The following is a 16,580-nucleotide window of genomic DNA, read 5'->3' on the forward strand; positions in this document are numbered from 1 at the left end:
TGGAGGGACCCGCGGTGGCAGCAGCACCAGTCTGGAGTGTCGACCCCCGTACCGGGAAGCAGCGCGAGCAGGTTGCGGTGGAGGCCACAGCCCAGGAGGTGGACGCCGCCGTTCGCGCCGCGCACGACGCCCGCGCGGCCCTCGCCGACCGTTCGGTCCGCGCCGCCTTCCTGCGCACGGCCGCCGACCGGCTTCAGACCGCCAAGGACCAGCTCGTCGAGGCGGCCGACGCCGAGACCGCGCTCGGCCCGGTCCGGCTCACCGGCGAACTCGCCCGCACCAGCTACCAGCTGCGGGCCTTCGCCGACATCGTCGACGAGGGCGCCTTCCTCGACGTCGTGATCAACCACCCCGACGACACCGCGACCCCGCCGATCCCGGATCTGCGCCGCTACAAGGTGCCGCTCGGCGTCGTGGCCGTGTACTCGGCCTCGAACTTCCCCTTCGCCTTCTCCGTCGCGGGCGGCGACACCGCGAGCGCGCTCGCCGCGGGCTGCCCCGTCGTCGTCAAGGCCCACCCCGACCACCCGGCGCTGTCCGAACTGGTCGCCAAGGTCCTGCGCACGGCCGCCGCCGAGCACGGCATCCCCGCGGGCGTCGTCGGTCTCGTCCACGGCTTCGAGGCCGGCATCGAACTGATCAAGCACCCGCTGGTCGCGGCGGCCGGCTTCACCGGTTCGGTACGAGGCGGGCGTGCCCTCTTCGACGCGGCGGCCGCCCGCCCGGTCCCGATCCCCTTCCACGGCGAGCTGGGCTCCCTGAACCCCGTGCTCATCACGGAGGCCGCGGCCGCCGAGCGCGCGGAGGCCATCGGCTCGGGGCTCGCGGGCTCCATGACGCTGGGCGTCGGCCAGTTCTGCGTGAAGCCCGGTCTGGTGCTGGCCCCGGCCGGCGACGCGGGCGACCAGCTGGTCAAGTCCCTGACGGACGCCGTCAGCAACACCGACGCGGGCGTCCTGCTCGACCACCGCATGCGGGACAACTTCGTCGCCGGGGTTGCCGAGCGCGCCGAGCTGCCCGACGTGGAGACGCCCGTGACCCCGGGGGCCGGCAGCGAGCACACGGTGAGCGCGGGCTTCCTGACGGTGGCGGCGGACAGGCTGGCGGCCGAGGGCGCGTACGACCTGCTCCTGGAGGAGTGCTTCGGTCCCGTCACGGTCGTGGCCCGCTACGCGAGCGAGGACGAGGCGAAGACGGTGCTGTCGCGGCTTCCGGGCAACCTGACGGCGACGGTTCATGTGTCGTCGGAGGAGGCGGCGGGCAAGGGCCGCGGGCCCGAACTGCTTGCGGAACTGACGCCGTTGGCGGGGCGTGTGCTGGTGAACGGCTGGCCGACGGGTGTTGCCGTGGCTCCGGCCCAGCACCACGGAGGCCCGTACCCGGCGACCACGTCGACGTCCACGTCGGTCGGCGGTACGGCCATCGAGCGGTGGCTGCGGCCGGTCGCGTATCAGGGTGCGCCCGAGGCGCTGCTTCCGGCGGAGCTGAAGGACGAGAATCCGCTGGGGCTGCCCCGTCGGTTCAACGGGCGCCTGGAACTCCCCTCGGCCTGAGACGATTCGACCATGGACGTAACACTCCCCGAACTGCCCTTCCTCCTGCGTACCTACGGCCCCGACGGCCACTGGTCCTACGAGGACGGTGTGCTCACCGGATGGGCCGGTCCCCGGCAGGACCGCTTCGTGCCGCCCACCGGCGAGGCGCTGGATCCCGCCTCCGACGCGCCCCGTCTGCTCGGGGCGCCCGAGGGGGACTTCCAGCTCATCGCCCGGGTGACCGTCGGGTTCGCCGGGGCCTTCGACGCCGGGGTGCTCTACGTCCATGTGGGGGAGCGGGCCTGGGCCAAGCTGTGTCTGGAGTACTCCCCGGACGTGCCCACCGTCTGCACGGTGGTCACCCGGGGACACTCCGACGACGCCAACTCCTGGACCGTGGAGGGAAGTTCGGTGTGGCTGCGGGTGAGCCGCACCGGGCGTGCCTTCGCCTTCCACGCCTCCCGCGACGGTCAGCGCTGGACCTTCGTCCGGCTGTTCACCCTGGGCGACGAGAAGGAGACCGGCGCGGCCCTCGTCGGCTTCCTGGCCCAGTCGCCGATGGGGGAGGGCTGCGTCGTGACGTACGACCACATCGAGTTCAGGACCGGCTGGCCGGACGACCTGAGAGACGGAAGCTGAGCGCGAAGGTCACCGCGAGCAGCGCCGCGCTGATGCCGACGCACACGTGCATCCCCGACACGAAACCGTCGGAGACCAGCGCCCCGAACACCGCGATCCCGAGCCCCCCGGACACCTGACGCGCCGCGTTGAGGATGCCCGCCGTCAGGCCCGCCCGCTCCGCCGGTACGGCGTCCATCATGGCCGCCGTCAGCGGCGGCACCGTCAGCGCGCAGCCCAGCGCCATGGGGACGAGGAGCACCGCCAGCAGGGCCGGGGGCGTGTCGGCGTCCACGACCAGCAGCAGAAGCAGTCCCGCCACGGCCAGGCCCTGGCCCAGCAGCATGGGCAGCCGTACGCCGTGGCGGCTCGCGAGCTTGCCCGCGATCACGTTCGTCACCGCGATCAGGCCGGTCATCGGCAGGAACATCAGCCCCGCGCGCAGCGCGGACAGGCCCTGGACCTGCTGGAAGAACAGCGAGAAGACGAACACCATGCTGTAGAAGGCGACGCTGACCGCCGCGCCCGCCGCGACCGCCACGGTCACCGTCCGGTTGCGGAACAGGCCGAGCGGGACCACCGGGTGCGGCTGCCGCGCCTCGATCCGCAGGAAAGCCACCGCGGAGACGACCGCCACCGCCAGCGCCGCCCAGCCCGCCGTGCCGCCCTCGATCACCGCGAACGCCAGCGCCGTCAGCGCGAGCACCGCCGTCAGCTGGCCGGGCAGGTCCAGCGGCGCCGGACGCCGCTGCGACCGAGGGGCCCGCAGCAGCAGGGCCAGGATCAGCAGCCCGACCGGCAGATTGACGAAGAAGATCCCGCGCCAGTCCCAGGCCGTGGTCAGCGCGCCGCCCGCGACCGGGCCCAGCGCCACCGCCACCGAGCCGCCCGCCGCCCACAGCGCCACCGCACGGGCCCGCCGCGCCGGATCGGCGTACGCCTGGCGTACCAGCGCCAGCGAGGCGGGCAGTACGACGGCCGCCGCCACGCCCTGCACCACCCGCGCGCCCAGCAGGACCGGCAGGTTCGGCGCCAGACCGCAGGCCACCGAGGCGAGCGTGAACACCGTGGCGCCGAGCGCGTAGGCGCGGCTCGCCCCCACCCGGTCGGAGAAGGCGCCGGTGGACAGCATCAGCGCGGCGAAGGCCAGCGTGTAGGCGTCCACCACCCACTGCAGGCCGGACATGCCGCTGCCGAGGGAGTCGCCGATCGCGGGCAGGGCCACGTTCACCACGGAGGCGTCGAGGCAGATCAGCCCGAAGCCGAGGAGGGCGGCGGTGAGGGTGAGTGCGGCGGAGGGCTGCCTGACGTCCAACGGGAGGTCACGTCCGGGCAGTTGGGAGGCCTGTTTCGTCGACATGCCCTCATGCTGCGGATCAGGCCCGGCGTACAGTAGTGGCCGGAATGCCATACGTCCGGAGGTTCTGGCCATGCACCGTGTCGCCGTCATCGCGCCCTTCCGGGTGTCGATGTTCAACCTCGCCATCCCGGAGCTCTTCTTCGAGCGGGCGCACGTCGACGGCCGGCCCGGGTACGAGGTGACCGTCTGCACGCCCGAGCCCGGGGTGATCGTCACGACCGGGGGACTGGACCTGCACGTCGGCAAGGGGCTGGAGATCCTCGACGAGGCCGACACCGTGCTCGTCGCGGGCACCGGCGAGCGGTACGAGCCGGAGCCGCGCACCGTCGTGGCCGTCCGTGAGGCCGCGGCGGCCGGCAAGCGCGTCGCCTCCATCTGCAGTGGCGCCTTCGTGCTCGCCGAGGCGGGCCTGCTCGACGGCCGCAGCGCCACCACGTACTGGCAGCTCACCCAGGAGCTGCGCGAGCGGTACCCGGCGCTCGACGTCCAGGGCGACGTCCTCTACGTGCAGGACGGCCAGATCCTCACCGCCTCCGGCTACGCCGCCGGCATCGACATGTGCCTGCACATCATCCGCACCGACTACGGCGCCGCCGTGGCCAACGAGGTGGCCCGGCTCGCCCTGGTCGCCCCGGTGCGGCCCGGCGGCCAGACCCAGTTCGCCCACACCCCGCTGCCGCCCGAGCGCGGCACCGCCTGCGCCGACACCCGCGGCTGGGCCATGCGCAACCTCGACAAGCCGCTCACCCTCACCGACCTGGCCCGGCACGCGGGGGTGAGCGTGCGCACCCTCACCCGCCGCTTCCACGCCGAGAGCGGGGTGAGCCCGCTGCAGTGGCTGCTCCACCAGCGCATCGAGCGGGCCAGGGAGCTGCTGGAGACCACCGCGCTCCCCATGGACCAGGTGGCCCGCGCCAGCGGTCTGGGCACCGCCGACTCGCTCCGGGTCCACCTGGTCCGGCGCACCGGGCTGACCCCGAGCGCCTACCGGACGCAGTTCAGCCGCCTCGGGGGCCTCCAGGGAATGAACCCGGCAGCTTGAACGTTCACCTACCTTTGCGGAGGCAGTCTCCGTATCCGTCCGACCTGGAGAGAGCCGAGAACATGCGCGTCGAGATCTGGAGCGACATCGCCTGCCCCTGGTGCTACGTGGGCAAGGCCCGCTTCGAGAAGGCGCTCGCGGCCTTCCCGCACCACGACAAGGTCGAGGTGGTGCACCGCTCCTTCGAGCTGGACCCCGGCCGCGCCAAGGGCGACACCGGCCCCGTCGTCCCGATGCTCGCCAAGAAGTACGGCATGAGCGAGGCGCAGGCCCAGGCCGCCGAGGACAACCTCGGCACCCAGGCCGCCGCCGAGGGCCTCACGTACCGCACCCACGGCCGCGACCACGGCAACACCTTCGACATGCACCGCCTGCTGCACTTCGCCAAGGAGCAGGGCCGCCAGGGCGAGCTGATCCAGGCCCTGTACGAGGCGAACTTCGCCGAGGAGGCCTCCGTCTTCGAGGACGACGAGCGGCTCGTGCGGCTGGCCGTCGCCGTCGGCCTGGACGAGGCCGCCGCCCGCAAGGTGCTCGCCGACCCCACCGCCTACGCCGACGACGTCCGCGCCGACGAGCGCGAGGCCGCCCAGCTCGGCGCGACCGGCGTGCCCTTCTTCGTCATCGACCGCAAGTACGGCGTCTCCGGCGCCCAGCCCGCCGACGTCTTCACCCAGGCCCTGGCCCAGGCGTGGGGCGAGCGCTCCCCGCTCACGCTGATCGACCAGGGCGAGGCGGACGCCTGCGGTCCCGACGGGTGCGCGGTACCCCAGCAGAGCTGAAAGCCGCAGGTCGGGGCGGATCTATAAGGGCTGCTTAGCGAAACCACGTAAAAATTCGCAATGGACGGGGAGTTCCACGGGGTCGCAGAGTGGTCCCATGGAGACCTTCGAGACCCTCGTCCGAGCCGAGTTCGCCCCGGAGAACACCTACCTCAACACCGCGAGCAACAGCCTGCTCCCGGCCCGCACCGTGACCGCCGTACAGCGCGCGGTGCGGATGCGGGCCGAAGGGCGTCCGATCGGGTCCCTGTACGAGGACATCGAGGCCGCCCGGGCCGTCTTCGCCCGGTTGGCAGGGGTGCCGGTCGAGCGGGTCGCGGCCGGCGCCTCGGTCGCCGAGCTGGGCGGGCTGATCGCCGCCTCGCTGCCCGCCGGAGCCGAAGTCCTCACCGCGGAGGCCGACTTCGCCTCGCTGGTGAACCCCTTCCACATGCGCGGCGACCTCAAGGTGCGGGCCGTCCCACTGGAGCGGATCGCCGAGTCCGTCCGCCCCGGCACCGCGCTCGTCGCGGTCAGTGCAGTCCAGTCGGCCGACGGCCGCGTCGCCGACCTGCCCGCGGTGCGCGAGGCGGCCCGCAGGCACGGCGCCCGGACCTACATCGACGCCTCCCAGTCGGCCGGCTGGCTGCCCCTGGCGGCCGACGCCCACGATTTCGTCGCCACCGTGGGCTTCAAGTGGCTCCTCGGCCCGCACGGCACCGCCTTCTTCGTCGTCCCGCGTGACTTCGGCGGGCTCATCCCGCTGTTCGCCGGCTGGGTCGCCGGAGAGGCGCCCTGGGACAGCTGCTACGGCCCCGTCGAGGAACTCGCCCACTCCGCCCGGCGGTTCGACGTCAGCCCCGCCCTGTTCACCCTCACCGGACTGCGCGCCTCCCTCTCCCTCGTCGAGGAACTCGGCGTGGACGCCGTGCACGCCCACGACCTCGCGCTCGCCGACCGCTTCCGCGCCGGGCTCGCCGACCTCGGCCACGAACCCGTCCCGTCACCCGGCTCGGCCATCGTCTCCGTCCCCGGACTGGGCCACCGCCAGCCCGAGTTGAGCGAGGCGGGCATCGAGGTCTCCGACCGCGCGGGCAACCTGCGGGCGTCCTTCCACCTGTACAACACGGCGGCCGATGTCGACCGTCTGCTGAAGGCCCTGTCTTCCTGAAGGGCCCTGTCTTCCTGAACCACTGGCGCAGGCCCGGCCGGGACGCTAGGAAGGGCACCAGGGGTGGTGGTGCCGGTGGAGTTCACGGGCGATACGTCCGTACAGCCGCCCGCCGACGCGGAGTTGCACCGGCGGCTGGTGTACGGAGACGAGTCCGCGCTGGCCGAGGCCTATGCGGCGTACGGCGCTCTGGTGCACCGGGTGGCCGTACGGGTCACCCGCAGCCCCGGCGCGGCCGAGGAGGTGGCGCAGGAGGTCTTCGCCCACCTGTGGAGCCGGCCGTACGCCTTCGACGCGGGCCGCGGCACGCTGCGCACCTGGCTGTCGATGCTCGCCCACCGGCGGGCCGTGGACTGGGTGCGCAGCGAGGCCCGGCACCGCAAGGCCGCCCGCGCCGACGACTCGGCGCTGCACGCCATCCCCGAGCCCGGACCCGGCCCCGACGAGACGGTCGTCGACCGGGAGCGCTCCCTGCTGCTGCACAGCGCGCTCGCCGAGCTCCCGCAGCCGCAGCGGGAGGTCGTGCACCTGGCCTACTTCGCCGGCCGCACCTACCGACAGGCCGCGATCGAACTCGGCATTCCCGAGGGCACCGCCAAGACCAGGCTGCGCACCGCGCTGCGCACCCTCGCCGAATCCCTGGCCGACCCACCGGACCCCGCGCTGGAAAGAGGCGCATGATGACGGTAGGGGAAGGAGGCCTCCGGTGACCGAGCACGAGGAGATGCGCGACCTGCTGGCCGCCTGGGCCTTCGGCGCCCTGGAACCGGCCGAAGAGCAGCGGACCGCGCTGCACCTGGCCGGCTGCGACAGCTGCGCGGCCGAGGCACACCGGCTGCGCGAGACGGTACGGCTGCTCGACGGCCCGCCGCTCGGCGGCCTGCCCGCCGTGCCGCCCCCCGGCTTCCTGCGCGGCCTGTCCGCCGTACCCCGCACCGCCGCGCACGCCGCCCCCTACGCCGCGGCCGTCCGCGGCCTGAAGGCGCTGCTGCCCGAGGCGGAGGGCCGCTGGGCCACCCCGGTGGTGCACGACTGGGACGTGCACGCTACGGTCGCCCACCTCCTCGCCGCCGACGAGGCGCTCGCCGGGCTGCTCGGGATCGGCGCCCGGGTGCCGCCCTCCCGGATCGCCGAGGGCACCCGCTGGGAGGACGCCTGGAGCCGGCGCACCGCCGAAGTGATCGCCCACGAACACGGCCGTACGCCGGAGGAGACGGTCGCCGACTGGGCGGCGCAGGCGGACGCGCTGCTCGCCGCGCCCGAGGCCCGTGACGCCGAACTCGCCGCGCGCGCCGAGACGTTGATGGGGGTGCGGCTGCCGGTCGCCGACCACTTCGTGGTGCGCGCCTTCGAGGCGTGGATCCACACCGACGACATCGGCCGCGCCCTGGGCCTGGCCGTACCGCCGCCGCCCGAGGCGCACTTGGAGCAGCTGGTCCGGCTCGCCGTGCGCATCCTGGGCCTGGCGCTCGGTCCGGCCGCGCCGCCCGTGCTGTTCGAGGTCACCGGCGGCGAGCGGTGGGTGCTGGGTTCGACCGACGATCCCGTACGGGCCGAACTCGCCCTGGATCCCGTCGACTTCTGCCTGCTGGTGGGCGGACGGTACGCACCCGAGGAGGTGCCGCGGGGCGCCACGGGCGACGCGGCCGCCGTACGGAACGTACTGGAGCGGGCCGCGTCGCTGGCGTGGCTGTGAGGGCTACTTCACCGGGGTGAAGTCACGTGCCCCGATGAACTCGGGCCGTCGTACCGGAGCAGCGAACGGCTCCACGGCGGCGTTCTCCACACTGTTGAACACGATGAAGACGTTGCTGCGCGGGAACGGCGTGATGTTGTCGCCCGACCCGTGCATGCAGTTGCAGTCGAACCAGGTCGCCGAACCGGCCCGGCCGGTGAACAACTTGATGCCGTACTGCGAGGCCATCGCCGTCAGCGCCTCGTCGGACGGCGTCCCCGCGTCCTGCATCTGCAGGGACTGCTTGTAGTTGTCCTTCGGGGTGGCCCCCGCACAGCCCAGGAACGTCCGGTGCGAGCCCGGCATGATCATGAGCCCGCCGTTGGTGTCGTAGCTCTCGGTCAGCGCGATCGAGACGGACACCGTGCGCATGTTGGGCAGGCCGTCCTCGGCGTGCCAGGTCTCGAAGTCCGAGTGCCAGTAGAAGCCGCTGGCACCGAAGCCCGGCTTGACGTTGATCCGCGACTGGTGGACGTACACGTCCGAGCCGAGGAGCTGCCGGGCCCGCCCGACGACCCGCTCGTCGCGCACCAGCGCGGCGAACACCTCGCTGATCCGGTGCACTTCGAAGACGGACCGGATCTCCTTCGACTTCGGCTCGACGATCGACCGCTCGTCGGCACGGATCGCCGGATCGGCGACGAGCCGCTCCAGCTCCTGCCGGTAGACGGCCACCTCGTCGTCGGTGATCAGCTGGTCGACGGCGAGGAAGCCGTCGCGCTCGTACGACCCCAGCTCGGGGACGGAGATCGGGCCGGGCGCGCCCGGCGGGGACCACACCACCGGGTCCTGGCGCGGGGTCGACACCTCGGTGGCGCCGCGGCTGGGGTACAGATCAGTCATCGTCATGATGCCTCACACCTCCTCGGGCTCGGTGAGCAGCGGGTAGACGCCGTTCTCGTCGTGGTCCTCCCGGCCGGTGACGGGCGGGTTGAACACGCAGATGCAGCGGAAGTCCTCCTTGACCCGCAGCGTGTGCCGCTCGTGACCGTCCAGCAGATACATGGTCCCGGGTGTGATCGTGTGGGTCAGCCCGGTCTCGTGGTCGGTCAGCTCGGCCTCGCCCTCGACACAGACGACGGCCTCGATGTGGTTCGCGTACCACATCGACGTCTCCGTACCCGCGTACAGGATCGTCTCGTGCAGCGAGAAGCCGACCCGCTCCTTGGCGAGGACGATGCGTTTGCTCTCCCACGTGCCGGATGCGGCCTTCACATGGCGGTCGGTGCCTTCGATGTCCTTGAACGAACGGACGATCACGGTTGGGGACGCCTCCTGCTCAGATGGTTTCTCGTACGGCGCGGGCGAGGACGCTGAGGCCCTCGTCCAGCTCTTCGGGGGTGATGGTGAGCGCGGGCAGCAGCTTGACGACCTCGCTCTCGGGGCCGGACGTCTCGATGAGCAGCCCGAGTTCGAAGGCGCGCTTCGCGACCCGGTCCGCGCGGTCCTTGTCGTGGAACTCAAGGCCCCACACCAGCCCGCGGCCGCGGTACTCCTTCACATCGGCGAGGTTCTCCTCCGTGATGGAGATCAGCGCCTGCTCGACCTGTTCGCCGCGCGCCCGGGTCTGCTTCTCCATCGCGGAACCGTCGGCCCAGTACGTCTCCAGGGCCGCGGTGGCCGTGACGAAGGCGGGGTTGTTGCCGCGGAAGGTGCCGTTGTGCTCGCCCGGCTCCCAGATGTCCAGCTCGGGCTTGAACAGGCACAGCGACATGGGCAGTCCGTAGCCGCTGATGGACTTGGACACGGTGACGATGTCCGGGGTGATGCCGGCCTCCTCGAAGGAGAAGAACGCGCCCGTCCGCCCGCAGCCCATCTGGATGTCGTCGACGATGAGCAGCATGTCCTGCCGCTCGCACAGTTCGGCGAGCGCGCGCAGCCACTCGGGCCGGGCCACGTTGATGCCGCCCTCGCCCTGCACGGTCTCCACGATCACGGCGGCGGGCTTGTTGAGCCCGGACCCCTGGTCTTCGAGCAGCCGCTCGAACCACAGGAAGTCCGGCACGGTCCCGTCGAAGTAGTTGTCGAACGGCATCGGCGTGCCGTGCACCAGCGGGATTCCGGCCCCGGCCCGCTTGAAGGCGTTGCCGGTCACGGCGAGCGAGCCCAGCGACATCCCGTGGAAGGCGTTGGTGAACGACACGATCGCCTCGCGCCCCTTCACCTTCCGCGCCAGCTTGAGCGCGGACTCCACGGCGTTCGTCCCGGTCGGCCCCGGGAACATGACCTTGTACGGCAGATCACGCGGCCGCAGCACCAGGTCCTGGAAGGTCTGCAGGAAGGCCCTCTTCGCACTGGTCGACATGTCGAGCCCGTGCGTGACGCCGTCCCGCTCCAGGTAGTCGATCAACGCCCGTTTCAGGACGGGGTTGTTGTGCCCGTAGTTCAGTGAGCCGGCCCCGGCGAAGAAGTCCAGGTACTCGTGGCCGTCCTCGTCATGCATACGGCTGCCGCGCGCACGGTCGAAGACGGTGGGCCAGCCGCGGCAGTAGCTGCGCACCTCGGACTCCAGGGTCTGGAAGACGCTGAGGTCGGGCTGGGTGATGGTCACGACGAATCGCTCCTCGTTGCGTGGGGGTCGATCAGCGGTTGATCAGCAGGTGAGGGGACTGATGCGGTACAGGACTTCGGAATCGTGCGGCCCGTCGGGGAACAGGCCGGCCTCGAACAGCACCTCGCGCTCCAGGGCGGCGTCGTGCCGCTCGGCGAACGCGGTGAACAGCCGCTCGGAGGCGGTGTTGCCGGGGGTGATGGTGGTCTCGACGGTGCGGAGGGGTTGCTCGGCACCGATCCGTGCGACGAGCCCGTCGAGCAGGGCGGCGGCGACACCGCGCCCTCGGTGGGCGTCGTCCACCGCCACCTGCCAGACGAGCAGGGTGCGGGGCTGGTCCGGCCGTACGTATCCGGTGACGAAGCCGACCGGCTCCCCGTCCTCGTCGCGCGCCACCGCCGAGGTACCGGCGAAGTCGCGGCACCACAGCAGATAGCTGTAGGACGAGTTCAGGTCGAGGGCCTTGGAGTCTCTGGCGATCCGCCACAGCGCGGCGCCGTCTGCCACCGTCGGCCGGTCGATTTGCAGGTCTGCTTGTGCGGCAGTCATGCGAATTGAACTTACCGAGCGAAATTCAAAAATGCATGGCCGTACGGGGTTACGTGCGCGGGCCCCGCATGTTATCCGCGCGAGGGAAGAAACACCCCGATTTGCCCCGCACATACGCCACAAACCGGGCGCCATGTGTAACGCGTCACAGCCATGTAATCCGCACGAGACCTGTCCGAATTACTCCGGTTGGCGTTCGCGAAATCTTTGCGTTTAACCTCCGAGAAACCGGGCAGAAGAAAACGGGGAGCTGCCCTGAAATGGAATTCCGGAATTGCGTTGAATTCAGGTTCCGATAACCCCGGCGATACGCTCGCGCGGGATGTAGGGGTGCCCGATCTCCGGGCCGGCGGCGGAGCCGCGGGGGGTTGCAAGGGGCGAAGCCCCGGGGGGTTCAAGGGGCGGAGCCGCGGGGGGTTCAAGGGGCGGAGCCCCTGGGCGGGGTCGAAGGGGCGGCAGCCCCTGGGGACGGGAATGGGTAGGGGCGGCGGGGGCGAGAAACCCGAGGCCGCAGCCCGCGGCTACCGCCCGGCCTGCTCCCCGCTCCGCGGCCCCGCGGCTACCGCCCGGCCCGCTCCCCGCTCCGCGGCCCCGCGGCTACCGCCCGGCCCGCTCCCCGCCCCCGCGGCTACCGCCCGGCCGCCCGCTCCCATGCCCCCGACTACTGCCCGCCCGCCGCCCGCCCCGCCCCGTCCGGATCCACATCCAGCCCCCGCTCCGCCAGCGCGGCCCCCAGTGCCGTCAGGCAGCGCCCGACGGTCGGCGCCGTGGCGTCGGTTCCGTAGTGGTTGACCCGGATCATCTCCTTGGCCAGCGCACCCCCGCCCGCGGCCAGCGGCAGTGTGGGGTCGGTGGCCAGAGCCGCGGCGACCAGCTCCGACGCCACCACCCCCGCCGGCGTCCGCAGCGTCGTCGCCACTGGCGCCGCCTCCGCCGCCTCGTACACGTACGGCTCAAGGCCCCCGCCCAGCGCCACCGCACCCGCCCGCGTCGCCGCCGCGGCCGACGCGTGGCGGCCCATCACCGTGTCCAGCCCCTCCGCCTCGATCCGCGCCACGCACGCGTCCAGCGCCAGCATCTCCAGCTGGGCCGGTGCGTGCAGCAGGGCCCGGCGGCCGCCGTCGATCCAGCGCTCCTTCCAGTCCAGCAGGGACAGGTACGAGCGACGCGGCGCCCGCGGGTTCGCCGCCATCCGCGTCCACGCCCGCTCGCTCACCGAGACCGCCGAGACACCCGCCGGACCGCCCATCGCCTTCTGCGCCCCGATCACGCACAGGTCGACGCCCCACGCGTCCGGCAGCACCGGCTCCGCGCCGATCGAGGCCACCGCGTCCAGGTAGAACAGGGCGCCGTGCGCCCGTACGACCTCGCCGATCTCCGCGACGGGGTTCGTGTTGCCGGTCGCCGCCTCGGCGTGCACCAGCGACACGAAGTCGATCTCCGGGTGCTCGGCGAAGGCCTCGCGGATCTGGTCGGCCGTCACCGCCGTGTGGAACGGCACCGCCAGATCGATCACCCTCGCGCCGCAGTCCCGCAGCCAGTCGCCGAAGGTCTGCCCGTACGGGCCGGTGATCACGTTCAGCGCGGTCGTGCCGGGACCGGCGGTGGCCCGGATCGCGCCCTCCAGCGGCAGCAGCGCCTCGCCCTGCATGATCACAACGTCCTGCTCGGTGTCCAGCAGCCGCGCCACCCGGGCCTCGATCGAGGCGAACTGCGCTGCGCCCAGCGGGGCGAGGTCCAGGAAGGGGTGGGTCACGGGGCGCTCTCTTCACTCACACGACGGTCGACGGATCGAGGGTAACCGTCCGCATCCGACCGCCCACTTCTTAGGTCGCACAGGCCCCCAACCATGGGTTTGATTTGAGGACCTCAAACTTCTCCTTATAATCGGAACTCATAGTTCCCGCACAGGAGGCTCACCCGTGAAGACGACCCTCGGGCACCGGACCCGCATGCTGGCCGCCACCACCGCGACGGCCGGGCTGGTGCTCGTGGCCGGCTGCTCCTCCGACGACGACGGCGACAGCGGTACGAAGACCGCCGCCGGCGGTGTCGAGCTCGTCAAGGCGGGCCGGCTCACCACCTGCACCCACCTGCCCTACCCGCCCTTCCAGTCGGAGATCGACGGCAAGGTGCAGGGCTTCGACGTCGCCCTGATCGACCTCGTCGCCGACGACCTCGGCGTGAAGCAGGAGATCGTCGACCAGCCGTTCGAGAACTTCAAGACCGGCGGATCCCTCAACGCCGGTCAGTGCGACCTCGCCGCGGCCGGCATGACCATCACCGAGGAGCGCAAGAAGAACGTCGACTTCTCGGACCCGTACTTCGAGGCCACCCAGGCCCTGCTCGTCGACAAGGACAGCGGGATCGGCTCCCTCGCCGACGCCAAGGGCAAGAAGGTCGGCGCCCAGGCGCAGACCACCGGCGAGGAGTTCGCCACGAGCCAGGGCCTGAACCCGGTCTCCTTCGAGTCCTCCGACGCCGTCCTCAACGGCCTGCGCACCGGCCAGGTCGACGCCGTGGTCATCGACTACCCGGTCGTCCAGGGCTGGCTGAAGGACAAGGCCAACGCCGACGCCTTCGAGGTCGCCGAGCAGATCAACACCGGTGAGCAGTACGGCTTCACGGTGAAGAAGGGCAACACCGAGCTGCGCGAGGCCATCAACAAGGCGCTCGCGGACGCCAAGGCCGACGGCACCTACAAGGAGCTGTACGAGAAGTGGATCGGCCCGTACGACGAGGCCGCCGCCGCCTCTCCGGCCGCCTCCTGACCCCATGACCGATACCGACGTACAACTCCAGCCGAAGAAAAAGGGCCTGACCCGGCGTCAGAAGCGCAAGCTGTTGCGGGGCGTCCAGTACGCCGTCTTCGTCATGGCCGTGGTCGCCTTCGCGCTCGTGGCCGACTGGGACCGGCTGCAGAACCAGTTCGCGCAGAAGGACATCGCCCGGGAGATGTTCCCGGACGTCATCACGCTGGCGCTGAAGAACACCGTCCTGTACACCCTGACCGGCTTCGCCATCGGACTGGTCCTCGGTGTGGTGATCGCGCTGATGCGGCTGTCGTCCGTGGGGCCCTACCGCTGGCTGGCCGGCGTCTACATCGAGATCTTCCGCGGGCTGCCCGCCCTGCTGATCTTCATCTTCATCGGCGTGGCTGTCCCGCTGGCCTTCCCGGGCTCGGAGATCCCCGGCGGGACCTACGGCAAGGGCGGCCTCGCGCTCGGCCTGGTGGCGGCCGCGTACATCGCGGAGACCGTGCGCGCGGGCATCCAGGCGGTGCCCAAGGGGCAGATGGAGGCGGCCCGTTCACTGGGCTTCTCGCCCGCCCGCGCGATGGTCTCGATCATCATCCCGCAGGCGTTCCGGATCATCCTGCCGCCGCTGACCAACGAGTTCGTCATCCTCTTCAAGGACTCCTCGCTGGTGCTGTTCCTCGGCGTCACCCTGGAGGAGCGCGAACTGTCCAAGTTCGGCCGGGACCTGGCGAGCACGACCGCCAACTCCACGCCGATCCTCGTCGCCGGCCTGTGTTATCTGCTGGTCACGATCCCGCTCGGCTTCGTCGTACGCCGTATGGAAGCCAAGTCCCAGGAGGCCGTGAAGTGAGCGAGACGTCCCGTGCGGCGCGTCCGGAGATCCAGGTCCGGGACCTGCACAAGTCGTTCGGCGACAACCACGTCCTGCGCGGTATCGACCTGGAGATCGGCCAGGGCGAGGTCGTGTGCGTCATCGGCCCGTCCGGCTCCGGCAAGTCGACCCTGCTGCGCTGCGTCAACCTGCTCGAAGGGCCCACCAAGGGCCAGGTGTTCGTCGGCGGCACGGAACTCACCGACCCCGACGTCGACATCGACGCCGTACGCCGCCGTATCGGCATGGTCTTCCAGCAGTTCAACCTCTTCCCGCACCTGACGGTGACCGAGAACCTGACGCTGCCGCAGCGCCGGGTGCTGCGGCGCGGCAAGCAGCAGGCCGCGAAGGTCGCCGCCGAGAACCTGGAGCGGGTGGGCCTCGCGGAGAAGGCGGGCGCCTACCCGGCCTCCCTCTCCGGCGGCCAGCAGCAGCGCGTCGCCATCGCCCGGGCGCTCGCCATGGGCCCCGAGGTGATGCTGTTCGACGAGCCGACCTCGGCCCTCGACCCGGAGCTGGTCGGGGACGTCCTGGCGGTCATGCGCATGCTGGCGAACGAGGGCATGACCATGATGGTCGTCACCCACGAGATGACCTTCGCCCGCGAGGTCGCCGACCGGGTCGTCTTCATGGACGGCGGCGTGATCGTCGAGGACGGCAGCCCCGAGCAGGTCATCGGCAACCCCCGGCACGAACGCACCCGGCACTTCCTCTCCCGCCTCCTCGACCCGGCGATGGCCGAGGTGGAGGAGGAGACGTCGGACCAGGTGGGCGGGGGCGGTCAAAAGGGGACATGAGTTCCTCTGTTGCCGATAGCCCGGGAACGTCATCATTCGGGCATGACGACTCTCGACGACGCGCCGGGCTTCGGGGCCGCAGCCCCGCTGCCCGTGCTGCCGGAGGACTGGGAGCGCTGCCTGGCCGTGGCGGCGCACCCGGACGACATCGAGTACGGGACGGCGTCCGCCGTGGCCCGCTGGACGGCCCGGGGCAAGCACGTCACCTACCTCCTGGCCACCCGCGGCGAGGCGGGCATCGACGGACTCCACCCGGACCGGGCGGGCCCGCTGCGCGAGGCCGAGGAGCGGGCCGGGGCGCGTGAAGTGGGCGTGCACACGGTCGAGTTCCTCGACCACCGCGACGGCACCGTGGAGTACGGCCCGGACCTGCGCCGCGACATCGTGCGCGCGATCCGCCGCCACCGCCCGGAGGTGCTCGTCACGGGCGCCTACACGATCCGTATGGTCGCCGGAATGGTCAACCAGGCCGACCACCGCGTGGTGGGCCTCGCCGCGCTCGACGCGGCCCGGGACGCGGGCAACCGGTGGATCTTCCCCGAACTCGCCGACGAGGGCCTCGAACCCTGGGGCGGCGTCCGCTTCGTGTGCTTCGCCGGCGCGGAGCGGCCCACCCACGGCGTGGACGTCACGGGCGAGCCGCTGGAGCGGGGCATCGCCTCCCTGGCCGCCCACGCCGAGTACACCAAGGGCCTCGGCGCACAGTCCTTCGAACCCCGCCCCTTCCTCACCTGGGCCGCCAAGCAGGCGGGACCCGCCCTCGGGGTGGAGGCCGCGGTCCTCTTCGACGTGTACATGCTGGCCTTCGAGGGACCCCCGCCCTGGGAACAGTGA

General features: G+C 71.7%; 17 protein-coding genes. 11 read left to right on the forward strand and 6 right to left on the reverse strand.

Annotated features, from left to right (window positions below; genetic code table 11):
* Positions 1-14: 14 nt before the first annotated feature.
* Both AB0Q90_RS09115 and AB0Q90_RS09120 read left to right on the forward strand, forming a co-directional pair.
* Entirely contained in the window at positions 15-1,553 is a 1,539-nt protein-coding gene (locus AB0Q90_RS09115; protein ID WP_363164840.1) for an aldehyde dehydrogenase (NADP(+)), read from the forward strand.
* Positions 1,554-1,565: 12 nt separating this feature from the next.
* Positions 1,566-2,174 carry a DUF1349 domain-containing protein gene (locus tag AB0Q90_RS09120; RefSeq protein WP_363164839.1) on the forward strand — a complete coding sequence of 203 codons (609 nt, stop codon included), beginning with the start codon at positions 1,566-1,568 and terminating at the stop codon, positions 2,172-2,174.
* Here the strand turns inward: AB0Q90_RS09120 and AB0Q90_RS09125 are convergent.
* Positions 2,134-3,513 carry an MFS transporter gene (locus AB0Q90_RS09125; RefSeq protein ID WP_363164838.1) on the reverse strand — a complete coding sequence of 460 codons (1,380 nt, stop codon included), beginning with the start codon at positions 3,511-3,513 and terminating at the stop codon, positions 2,134-2,136. The two genes, AB0Q90_RS09120 and AB0Q90_RS09125, sit on opposite strands and share 41 nt — an antisense overlap.
* A 70-nt stretch (positions 3,514-3,583) precedes the next feature.
* Here AB0Q90_RS09125 and AB0Q90_RS09130 point away from each other — a divergent pair, with 70 nt between their 5' ends.
* From AB0Q90_RS09130 to AB0Q90_RS09150, 5 genes are all read left to right on the forward strand, one after another.
* Positions 3,584-4,555, forward strand: a complete 972-nt coding sequence (locus AB0Q90_RS09130) for a helix-turn-helix domain-containing protein (RefSeq protein WP_363164837.1) — start codon at positions 3,584-3,586, stop codon at positions 4,553-4,555.
* Positions 4,556-4,617: 62 nt separating this feature from the next.
* Complete coding sequence (locus tag AB0Q90_RS09135) at positions 4,618-5,334, forward strand: DsbA family oxidoreductase (RefSeq protein WP_363164836.1); 717 nt, start codon at positions 4,618-4,620, stop codon at positions 5,332-5,334.
* A gap of 97 nt (positions 5,335-5,431) precedes the next feature.
* A complete protein-coding gene (locus AB0Q90_RS09140; RefSeq protein ID WP_363164835.1) occupies positions 5,432-6,484 on the forward strand; it encodes an aminotransferase class V-fold PLP-dependent enzyme in 1,053 nt (350 codons plus the stop codon).
* Between the two features lie 63 nt (positions 6,485-6,547).
* Complete coding sequence (locus AB0Q90_RS09145) at positions 6,548-7,165, forward strand: sigma-70 family RNA polymerase sigma factor (RefSeq protein ID WP_363164834.1); 618 nt, start codon at positions 6,548-6,550, stop codon at positions 7,163-7,165.
* A gap of 25 nt (positions 7,166-7,190) precedes the next feature.
* A complete protein-coding gene (locus AB0Q90_RS09150; RefSeq protein ID WP_363164833.1) occupies positions 7,191-8,180 on the forward strand; it encodes a maleylpyruvate isomerase family mycothiol-dependent enzyme in 990 nt (329 codons plus the stop codon).
* 3 nt (positions 8,181-8,183) lie between these two features.
* Here AB0Q90_RS09150 and thpD read toward each other — a convergent pair whose 3' ends face one another.
* From thpD to AB0Q90_RS09175, 5 genes are all read right to left on the reverse strand, one after another.
* Positions 8,184-9,068, reverse strand: coding sequence for an ectoine hydroxylase (thpD, locus tag AB0Q90_RS09155; protein ID WP_363164832.1), 885 nt, complete (start codon positions 9,066-9,068; stop codon positions 8,184-8,186).
* Between the two features lie 6 nt (positions 9,069-9,074).
* Positions 9,075-9,479, reverse strand: coding sequence for an ectoine synthase (locus AB0Q90_RS09160; RefSeq protein WP_188291488.1), 405 nt, complete (start codon positions 9,477-9,479; stop codon positions 9,075-9,077).
* Positions 9,480-9,498: 19 nt separating this feature from the next.
* A complete protein-coding gene (gene ectB / locus AB0Q90_RS09165; RefSeq protein WP_363164831.1) occupies positions 9,499-10,770 on the reverse strand; it encodes a diaminobutyrate--2-oxoglutarate transaminase in 1,272 nt (423 codons plus the stop codon).
* A gap of 42 nt (positions 10,771-10,812) precedes the next feature.
* Positions 10,813-11,319 carry a diaminobutyrate acetyltransferase gene (ectA, locus tag AB0Q90_RS09170; RefSeq protein ID WP_363164830.1) on the reverse strand — a complete coding sequence of 169 codons (507 nt, stop codon included), beginning with the start codon at positions 11,317-11,319 and terminating at the stop codon, positions 10,813-10,815.
* 661 nt (positions 11,320-11,980) lie between these two features.
* The gene (locus AB0Q90_RS09175; protein ID WP_363164829.1) at positions 11,981-13,075 is read right to left on the reverse strand and encodes an aminotransferase class V-fold PLP-dependent enzyme; all 1,095 of its coding nucleotides are present in this window, start codon (positions 13,073-13,075) and stop codon (positions 11,981-11,983) included.
* Between the two features lie 166 nt (positions 13,076-13,241).
* On the opposite strand from AB0Q90_RS09175, the gene AB0Q90_RS09180 reads away from it, so the two are divergent.
* Genes AB0Q90_RS09180 through AB0Q90_RS09195 form a run of 4 tightly spaced genes read left to right on the forward strand, consistent with a single transcriptional unit; the run spans position 13,242 to position 16,580 of the window.
* On the forward strand, positions 13,242-14,090 hold the full coding sequence (locus tag AB0Q90_RS09180; protein WP_363164828.1) for a basic amino acid ABC transporter substrate-binding protein: 849 nt from the start codon (positions 13,242-13,244) through the stop codon (positions 14,088-14,090).
* A 4-nt stretch (positions 14,091-14,094) separates the two neighbouring features.
* The gene (locus tag AB0Q90_RS09185; protein ID WP_363164827.1) at positions 14,095-14,928 is read left to right on the forward strand and encodes an amino acid ABC transporter permease; all 834 of its coding nucleotides are present in this window, start codon (positions 14,095-14,097) and stop codon (positions 14,926-14,928) included.
* Positions 14,925-15,746: an amino acid ABC transporter ATP-binding protein gene (locus AB0Q90_RS09190; RefSeq protein ID WP_363164826.1), complete on the forward strand. Its 822-nt coding sequence runs from the start codon at positions 14,925-14,927 to the stop codon at positions 15,744-15,746. The genes AB0Q90_RS09185 and AB0Q90_RS09190 overlap by 4 nt, the downstream gene beginning before the upstream one ends.
* Before the next feature lie 42 nt (positions 15,747-15,788).
* Positions 15,789-16,580 (forward strand): PIG-L deacetylase family protein, encoded by a 792-nt coding sequence (locus AB0Q90_RS09195; RefSeq protein WP_363164825.1) that lies wholly within the window; start codon positions 15,789-15,791, stop codon positions 16,578-16,580.

Source organism: Streptomyces sp. NPDC079141 (assembly GCF_040686775.1).
Lineage (GTDB): Bacteria > Actinomycetota > Actinomycetes > Streptomycetales > Streptomycetaceae > Streptomyces.

Bases quoted from the DNA above. Each gene is read 5' to 3' on its own strand.
- AB0Q90_RS09120 (WP_363164839.1), top strand. From the start codon at position 1,566: ATGGACGTAACACTCCCCGAACTGCCCTTCCTCCTGCGTACCTACGGC.
- AB0Q90_RS09195 (WP_363164825.1), top strand. From the start codon at position 15,789: ATGACGACTCTCGACGACGCGCCGGGCTTCGGGGCCGCAGCCCCGCTG.
- thpD (WP_363164832.1), bottom strand. From the start codon at position 9,068: ATGACGATGACTGATCTGTACCCCAGCCGCGGCGCCACCGAGGTGTCG.
- ectA (WP_363164830.1), bottom strand. From the start codon at position 11,319: ATGACTGCCGCACAAGCAGACCTGCAAATCGACCGGCCGACGGTGGCA.
- AB0Q90_RS09185 (WP_363164827.1), top strand. From the start codon at position 14,095: ATGACCGATACCGACGTACAACTCCAGCCGAAGAAAAAGGGCCTGACC.
- AB0Q90_RS09130 (WP_363164837.1), top strand. From the start codon at position 3,584: ATGCACCGTGTCGCCGTCATCGCGCCCTTCCGGGTGTCGATGTTCAAC.
- AB0Q90_RS09125 (WP_363164838.1), bottom strand. From the start codon at position 3,513: ATGTCGACGAAACAGGCCTCCCAACTGCCCGGACGTGACCTCCCGTTG.
- AB0Q90_RS09140 (WP_363164835.1), top strand. From the start codon at position 5,432: ATGGAGACCTTCGAGACCCTCGTCCGAGCCGAGTTCGCCCCGGAGAAC.
- AB0Q90_RS09135 (WP_363164836.1), top strand. From the start codon at position 4,618: ATGCGCGTCGAGATCTGGAGCGACATCGCCTGCCCCTGGTGCTACGTG.